At 74.1% G+C, this 8448-nt stretch carries 6 protein-coding genes; all 6 read left to right on the top strand.

The annotated features are described in order from the left end of the window. Window positions 1-7: 7 nt before the first annotated feature. Window positions 8-799: an alpha/beta fold hydrolase gene (locus OHS81_RS04215; RefSeq protein ID WP_328382545.1), complete on the top strand. Its 792-nt coding sequence runs from the start codon at window positions 8-10 to the stop codon at window positions 797-799. Window positions 800-801: 2 nt separating this feature from the next. Next, on the top strand, window positions 802-2247 hold the full coding sequence (locus OHS81_RS04210) for a glycosyltransferase (protein ID WP_443058828.1): 1446 nt from the start codon (window positions 802-804) through the stop codon (window positions 2245-2247). 5 nt (window positions 2248-2252) lie between these two features. Continuing rightward, window positions 2253-4133, top strand: a complete 1881-nt coding sequence (locus OHS81_RS04205; RefSeq protein ID WP_328382541.1) for a class I SAM-dependent methyltransferase — start codon at window positions 2253-2255, stop codon at window positions 4131-4133. Continuing rightward, on the top strand, window positions 4130-5143 hold the full coding sequence (locus OHS81_RS04200; protein ID WP_328382539.1) for a galactokinase: 1014 nt from the start codon (window positions 4130-4132) through the stop codon (window positions 5141-5143). The genes OHS81_RS04205 and OHS81_RS04200 overlap by 4 nt, the downstream gene beginning before the upstream one ends. A gap of 153 nt (window positions 5144-5296) precedes the next feature. Beyond that, a complete protein-coding gene (locus OHS81_RS04195; RefSeq protein WP_328382537.1) occupies window positions 5297-6487 on the top strand; it encodes an alkaline phosphatase family protein in 1191 nt (396 codons plus the stop codon). A gap of 222 nt (window positions 6488-6709) precedes the next feature. Further along, complete coding sequence (locus OHS81_RS04190) at window positions 6710-8329, top strand: phospholipase D-like domain-containing protein (RefSeq protein WP_328382535.1); 1620 nt, start codon at window positions 6710-6712, stop codon at window positions 8327-8329. Window positions 8330-8448: the final 119 nt, after the last annotated feature.

Genomic DNA, 8448 nt, shown 5'->3' with positions numbered 1-8448 from the left:
CGCACCCATGTCCCTGACCCCCGCGGGCGGGCTGCGCCTGCACACCCAGCGGCTGCCGGGCCGCGGCGACGGCCCCACGGTCGTCTTCCTCCACGGCCTGGTGATGGACAACCTGTCGAGCTTCTACTGCACCCTCGCGGGCCCCGTGTCCCGCGCCGGTCACCCGGTGCTCCTCTACGACCAGCGCGGACACGGCCGCAGCGACCGCCCGCCCGGCGGCTACGACCGGGACACCGCGGCCGCCGACCTCGCCGCCCTGCTCGGCTCCCTCGGCCTCGACCGCCGCCCGGTCCACCTGGTCGGCAACAGCTACGGCGGAGTGCTCGCCCTGCACACCGCGCTCGTCCGGCCCGAACTGGTCGCCTCACTGGTGCTGATCGACGCCCAGCTGACCGGCGACTGGGTGGAGGACATGACCGACACCCTCTCCGTCGCGGCCCTCGGGCTCGAACACCGGCGCCTGCCCGAGCAGCTTGCCGCGCTCGGGCGGCGCAAGGAGGCCCGGCTGACCGCCGGTGCCGACGCCCTGCTCAACCGCACCTCCCTGATCGAGGACATCGCGACGGGCGCCGCCTTCACCTCCCACGACTTCGCCCGGCTCAGGTGCCCGGTCCTCGCCGTCTACGGAGAGCACTCCGAACTCCTCGCCGGAGCCCGGGAACTCGCGGCCGGCGCACCGGACTGCGATCTGTGTGTGCTCCCGGGCGTGGGACACACCGTGCTCAACGAAGCCACCGAAGGGCTCTGCGCCGCCGTGCTGGAACGACTCGGCGACCGGGCCGGGGCGGTGGCCCGATGAGAGTGCTGTTCGCCGTCCCGCCGCTCGCCGGACACGTCAACCCCACGATCGCCGTCGCCGCCGAACTCACCGCGCGCGGCCACCGGGTCGCCTGGACCGGACCCGCCGCGGCTCTTTCGGCCCTGCTCCCCGCGGGCTCCCACCTGTACCCGGCGGGCGACCGGAGCGGAGGTGACGGCATCGACGTCCTGCACGGGCGGTGGCGCGATCTGCGGGGCATCGCGGCCCTGCGCTTCCTGTGGGCGGACGTCCTGCTGCCCCTCGCCCGCGCGATGGTGCCCGGCGTCCACGCCGCCGTCGAAGCCTTCGTGCCCGACGTGCTGGTGGCCGACCAACAGGCCCTGGCCGGGCCGCTGGTGGCGCGGCGTCACGGTCTGCCCTGGGCGACCTCGGCGACCACGACGGCCGAGTTCACCCGGCCCTTCGACGGGGTCCCCAAGGTGGGGGAGTGGGTGGCACAGCGCATCGCCGCCCTGCTCGCCGAATGCGGCGCGCCCAGCGGCTGGGACCCACGCTTCTCCCCGCACCTCGTCCTGGTCTTCTCCACCCCCGCGCTCCTCGGAGACGGCGGACCGGCCGGTGACGAGGCCGGCGGGCCGCCCGGTGTGGACGCCCGCCCGTACGCACCGGCCGCCGGCCGAGCGGATGCGGTGTCCCGTCCCGCAGGACGGCGGTATCCGCCTCACTACGCCTTCGTCGGACCCGCCTTCGGCGCCCGGCCGTCCACCGGAGACTTCCCGTGGCACCGCCTGGACCCCGGACGTGCGCGGGTGCTCGTCTCCCTCGGCACCCTCAACCGCGAGGCGGGCGCCCGCTTCTACCCCGCGGTCCTGCGCGCCGCGGACGCCCTCGCGGACCGGGCACAGCTGATCCTGGCGGCCCCCGCGGACCTCGCCGGGACCGTCCCGCACCATGTGGTGCACCAGGAGTACGTCCCCCAGCTCGCCCTGCTGCCGCACCTCGACGCCGTGCTGTGCCACGGCGGCCACAACACCGTGTGCGAGGCGCTTGCGTACGGGCTGCCGCTGGTCGTGGCGCCCGTCCGCGACGATCAGCCGATCGTCGCCGGTCAGGTGACCGGCGCCGGGGCGGGGGTGCGGGTGCGGTTCGGCCGCGCCCGTGCGGACGAGCTGCACCAGGCGTTGGCCGCCGTCCTGGACGACCCGGCCCACCGCCGTGGGGCCCGCCGCATCCAGGCGTCCTTCGCCGCAGCGGGCGGCGCCCGTAGCGCGGCCGACCGTCTGGAGAAGCTGCAGGCCGGCGCCGTGGCCGCTGGTACATCCGGCGCCACGCACCCCGGCACATCCACCGGCCGGCATCCCGGCGCATCCGACGCCCGGCACCCCGGCGCCCGGCACGCCCGTCCGCCCGGACCTGGCACCGCCCCCACCAAGACCGAGGCCGGGACCGAGCCCGAGCCCGAGGCCGAAACCGAGAAGGGACTGTGAGCCCGATGACGCGAGCGCACCGTTCGGGACCCCGCACGCGATGGGTGGCGGCCGCCGCCGTGACGGCCCTGGGGGCGGGCACCGTGCGTGCCCGCCGCAGGCTCGCCGCGCTGCCCGTGCTCGAACCCGCCCCGGCCCAGGACGCCCCGCGGCCGCCGCTGCCCGGCTGGCACCTGATCACCGCGCCCGGTGTCACAGCCGATGCGGCGACCCTGCGCGCCGCGGCGGACCACGCCGTACGCGAAGGCCTGCGCGTCGTGGACCTGATTCCGGCACGCCTGGAGGCCGAGAGCGTCCTCGGTCTGCTCCGGCTGCTCGACCCCACGGCCCACCGCACCGACCGGTGCGCCCCGGGACACGGCGCGGGCCACGCCCTGCTGGTGGCCGACGACGTCCACCAGCAGGCCGGACTCGACGCCGCGCCCCCGCCGCGTTCGGTCGCCGACCTGCTCCGCCTCGTCCGTACCCTCAAGGAGTACGCTCCCGACGCCACCGGCTGGGCCCTCGCCCCCGGACTGACCGGCCCGCCCCCCGACCCCGCGCGGCACGCCGAGGAGCTGCGCGCCCGTGGTCTGCCGCCCGCCCTGCTGTCCACAGCCCAGCTCGCCGGTCTCGCCCTGCTGGTGAAGTGCCTGGTTTCCGCGCCGCGTTGGGGTGCCGCGGCGACCGCCCTGTACTGGCTGCAGCCCGCCGCCGTCCTGGGCCCGGCCCGGGGACCGCGCCCCGCGGGCCTGGCCCGCGCCACCGCCCTGCGTCCGCTGCGTGCCCTGTCGACCGCACTGCGGACCCTCGCCACACCGGCCGCCGACGCGCCCGGCGCCGTCGGCGAGTCCGGCACCGCCGGTGAGGCGGCGCGCCGCGCCGCGTACGCCGGCGCACTTGCCGGCGGCACGGACCGGTTCTTCGAGCCGCGCCGCACGGACTGCCCCTGGTGCTCGGCACCCGGCCCCGAGGTGCGGCTGCGCACGCCCGACCTGCTCCAGGGCAAGCCCGGCCGGTTCACCCTGGACGAGTGCCGCCAGTGCGGCCACATCTTCCAGAATCCCCGGCTCACCCCGGACGGACTCGATTTCTACTACCGCGACTTCTACGAAGGTCTCGGCGGTGACGGCACCGCCCTGGTCCTGGGCCGGATGAGCGGCACCTACCGCGCCCGTGCCGAACTGCTCCGGCCCTTCACCACCCCCCGGGCCTGGCTCGATGTCGGAACCGCCGCCGCACACTTCTGCAACGCCGCCCGCAGCGTATGGCCCGACACCCGCTTCGACGGGCTGGACATGGGTGAGGGCGTCCACGAGGCCGCACGCCGGGGCTGGATCGACACCGCCTACCAGGGCCAGTTCCCCGACCTCGCCGACCGGCTCGCCGGCCGCTACGACACCGTGAGCATGCACCACTACCTCGAACACACCCGGGACCCGTTCACCGAACTCGACGCCGCCGTCAAGGTCCTGGCCCCCGGCGGCCATCTGCTGATCGAACTCCCCGATCCGGAGTCCCGGGCCGGCCGGCTGCTCGGCCGCTACTGGCTGCCCTGGTTCCAGCCCCAGCACCAGCACCTGATGCCCGTCGGAAACCTCAAACAGGCCCTGGCCGCACGGGGGTTCACCGTGCTCGCCGAGCAGCACGGCGCGGCCCACCAGCCCAACGGCGACTTCCTCGCCGCCGCTGCCCTCGCCGCGAACAGGCTCGCCCCCGACCCGCACGCTCCCTGGTCCACCGTGCCCGCGACCCCGGTCCGCCGTGCCGCCCGAAGCGCCGTACAGGCCGTGGCGGTGCCCTGCTACGCCGCCGCGCTCGCCCTCGACAGCCTGCGCACCGCGGTGGCCCGGGTCACCGACGGCGGCAACGCCTACCGGCTGCTCGCCCGCAAGGAGCTCGGGTGAGCGCGGTGGACCTGGCCCGCCGCACCACGGCGGACCCGCTGCTGCGCCTGCTCTCCCATGGCTTCTCGACGGGCTGTCACCGTCCGCCCGACGCGGTGTGGCGGGCCCCGTACGCCTTCCGGGTCTCCGCGTCCGCCCTCCGCGACTCCGCGTCCGCCCTCCGGGGCTCCACATCCGCCTTCCGGTTCTCCGCGTCCGCCGTCCCGCCCGGCCCGGCGGGTACCGGGCCGGCAGCAGCGGCCGACTGGTTCGCGGCGGCCGGCCACTACGTCGATGTGGCCGTCGCCCCGCGCGCCGACGGGATGCTGCGCTGCGCCTCGCTCAACCACCCCGCGGAGACCGCCGAACTCCCCCTCACCGGACCGGCCGCCCGCGCCCCCGCCTGGGTCGCCCGCCCGTACGCCGTGCTGCGCAGCCTCGCCGCCGCCGGCTGCGGCCGGGGCGGCGCCGATCTGCAGCTGAATGCCCCCTTGCCCGAGGCCGTGGGGCTGCCCGTCGCCGAACCGCTGGAGTGCGCGGTCGCACTGGCCGTCTCGGGTGTGCACGCCGGCCGGGGCGGGGACCCGCCGACCCGCCCGCAGCTGGCGCGTCTCCTCGCCTCCGCCGTGCCCGGCGATGACGGGCTGCGCCGGGCCGTGCTCTTCGCCCGGGCCGGCCACCTCCTCGCGGCCGACGGCCACACCCATCTGCCGCTGCGCGCCCCTGACGGCGCCACGGATGCCTGCCTGCTCCTCCTGACGGCCCGCCCCACCGCGGCCCGCGACGCGGATACCGGCGACGCCACCCCGGCCACCGGACTCGCCACCGCGGTACGCGAGGCCCTGCGCGCCGGCGCCTGGTCCGCCTGGTGGCCCGGCACCCGCCCGGGGCGCAGTGTGCTCCTCCTGGTGCCCCCGGACCGGCGCGCGGCGGTCCGGACCGCCACCGCCGAGGCCTTCCGCCGCTGTGACCTGCCCGTACCCCGCCTCCTGCGGATCAACGTCGTGGACGCGGCCCGCCGCGAAGCCTGACGACCACGATCACGACCACGACCACGACCACGACCACGATCACGACCACGACCACGACTACGACCACGATCACGATCACGCCCCCCACACACACCGCCCCCCGACCCCGCCCACGACCACCGCCCCGGCATCTCCGGATCGGAGGGAGACCTGATGAAGCGAACAGCCGTCCGTCTGCGCAGGGCGCTCGTGGCGGTGCTCGGCGCGCTCGGCCTGACGTTTGCCGCCACCACCGCCGACGCCCGCACCACCACGGAAGGCACTGTGGCCCATGTGAGCGGCACCGGCATCCGGGCCGCCCTGCCGTCCTACGACCATGTCGTGATCGCCGTCTTCGAGAACAAGCAGTACGGCGAGATCATCGGCAACGCGGCCGCGCCCTACCTCAACCAACTCGCCCGCGAGGGCGCCGATCTGACGGGTATGCAGGCACTCACCCACCCGAGCCAGCCGAACTACTTCAACCTCTTCTCCGGCGCCACCCAGGGGATCACCGGCGACGGCTGCTACACCGCGCAGTCGATGACCGCGCCCAACCTCGGCCAGGAACTGCGCGACGCCGGCAAGACCTTCGCGAGCTACAACGAGGGCCTGCCGAACGAGGGCTCCACCACCTGCTCCGACGGCCGCTACGCCCAGAAGCACAACCCCTGGTTCGCCTTCAAGAACGTGCCCGTGAGCACCGGAAAGACCTTCGCCCAGTTCCCCCAGGACGACTTCACCCGGCTGCCGGCCGTCTCCTTCGTCATCCCGGACATGTGCAACGACATGCACGACTGCGGCGTCGGCACCGGCGACAGCTGGCTCAAGGACCACCTCGCCTCCTACGCCCGGTGGGCCAAGGAGCACAACAGCCTGCTGATGGTGACCTGGGACGAGGACAACTACCTCGGCTCCAACCGGATCGCGACCGTGTTCCACGGAGCCCATGTCGCACCGGGCAGCGTCAGCGGCGCCTACAACCACTACAGCCTGCTGCGGACGGTCGAGGACATGTACGGCACCGGTCACGCGGGCAATGCCGCCAGTGCCACCCCCGTCACCGGCGTGTTCGACACCGGCGGCACCGAGCCGCCCGGCGGTGACCTGAAGCTTGCCGCCCCCGGACCGCAGACCTGCCGCTTCCTCCAGGACTGCACCGTCCAGCTGGCCGCCACCGGCGGCACACCCCCGCTCACCTACCGCGCCAACGGCCTGCCGCTGGGCCTGGGTGCCGACGCCAACGGCGGCCGGATCAGTGGCCGGCCCTGGCAGACCGGCACGCTTCAGGTCACCGTCACCGTCACCGACTCCCGCGGCGCCACGGCCACCGCTGCCTTCCCGTTCACCGTCAACTGGTTCTGAATTTCCGCTTCTTCCGCTGCCTGCGCAGCATCCGCCCCGGCGTCCGCTCCAGAGGACCCGCGGACGCCGGGGCCGGGAACCGGAGTTGTAGCGGAGATCGTCTTCTGCCGGGAGGAACACTGGAGGGGCCCGGTACTGTCTGGTAACAACCGGAGCCGGGCATGCGATCGGCGGCATGTGATCAGCGCCCGGCTCGCCTCGTTACCGTAAGAAGGCAAGCTCTTGGCTCCCCACCGGCTCCACCGGCTGATACCGGCGTCCGTCGCCCTGACGACCGTCTGTGCGGCATTGCCGACGTCTTCGGCATACGCCGCGGACACCCCGCCCACCCCCCATCTGGACTCCATCGAGCGGTCACTCCGCGAAACCTCCCCCGGCCTCGAAGGCTCGGTGTGGGAGCGCACCAACGGCAACCGCCTGGACGCCCCGGCGGACGACCCCTCCGGCTGGCTGCTGCAGACCCCCGGCTGCTGGGGCGACGCCGGCTGCAAGGACCGCGCGGGCACCCGGCGGCTGCTCGACAAGATGACCCGCAACATCGCCGACGCCCGGCACACCGTGGACATCTCCTCGCTGGCTCCCTTCCCCAACGGCGGGTTCGAGGACGCCGTCGTCGCCGGTCTCAAGGCGTCCGTCAAGGCGGGACACTCCCCGCGGGTGCGTATCCTGGTCGGCGCCGCCCCCGTCTACCACCTCAATGTGGTGCCGTCCCGCTACCGGGACGACCTGATCGACAAGCTCGGCGCGGCGGCCGGCAAGGTCACGCTCAACGTCGCCTCGATGACCACGTCCAAGACGTCGCTCTCCTGGAATCACTCCAAGCTCCTTGTGGTCGACGGGAAGACGGCCATCACGGGCGGGATCAACGGCTGGAAGGACGACTACCTCGACACCGCCCACCCGGTGTCGGACGTGGACATGGCGCTCAGCGGGCCGGCCGCCCGCTCGGCGGGGAAGTACCTCGACACCCTCTGGGACTGGACCTGCCGGAATGCGTCCGACCCGGCGAAGGTCTGGCTCGCCACGTCGAACGGTTCCTCCTGCATGCCGTCGATGGAGAAGGAGGAGGCGGGCTCCACCCCCGCCGAGCCCTCCGGAGACGTACCCGTCATCGCGGTCGGCGGTCTCGGCGTGGGCATCAAGGAATCCGACCCCTCCTCGGGGTACCACCCGGACCTGCCCACGGCCCCGGACACCAAGTGCACCGTGGGGCTGCACGACCACACCAACGGCGACCGCGACTACGACACGGTCAACCCCGAGGAGAACGCGCTGCGTTCGCTCATCGCGAGTGCCCGCAGCCACGTCGAGATCTCGCAACAGGACCTCAACGGCACCTGTCCGCCGCTGCCGCGCTACGACATCCGGACCTACGACACCCTCGCGGGCAAGCTGGCCGCCGGGGTGAAGGTCCGCATCGTCGTCAGCGATCCCGCCAACCGCGGCGCCGTCGGCAGCGGGGGCTACTCCCAGATCAAGTCCCTGGACGAGATCAGCGACACCCTCCGCAAGCGTCTGGTGGCCCTCACCGGCGACAACGAGAAGGCGTCGCGGGCGCTGTGCGGCAACCTGCAGCTCGCCTCGTTCCGCAGCTCCGACGCCGCGAAGTGGGCCGACGGCAAGCCGTACGCGCTGCACCACAAGCTGGTGTCGGTGGACGACTCGGCGTTCTACATCGGTTCCAAGAACCTCTACCCGGCCTGGCTGCAGGACTTCGGCTACATCGTCGAGAGCCCGGCCGCGGCCGAGCAGCTCAAGACCGAGCTGCTCGACCCGGAGTGGAAGTACTCCCAGCAGGCGGCGTCGACCCCGGCCGGGTGCCCGGCGCGCGAGGCGGGCTGACCCCGCGGGCGGGCAAGCCCCCTCGGCCCGCCGGAATCCCGGCGCCGCACCGCGGCAGGCGCCCGCCGACGGCGAAGGCCGCCCCCACCGCACGGTGGGGGCGGCCTTCGCCGTCAGAC

It is taken from the genome of Streptomyces sp. NBC_00400 (assembly GCF_036048035.1).
In the GTDB taxonomy this organism is placed as follows: Bacteria; Actinomycetota; Actinomycetes; order Streptomycetales; family Streptomycetaceae; genus Streptomyces.
The sequence above is the reverse complement of the archived record's forward strand: the minus strand, read 5'-3'. Positions and strand labels throughout refer to the sequence as shown.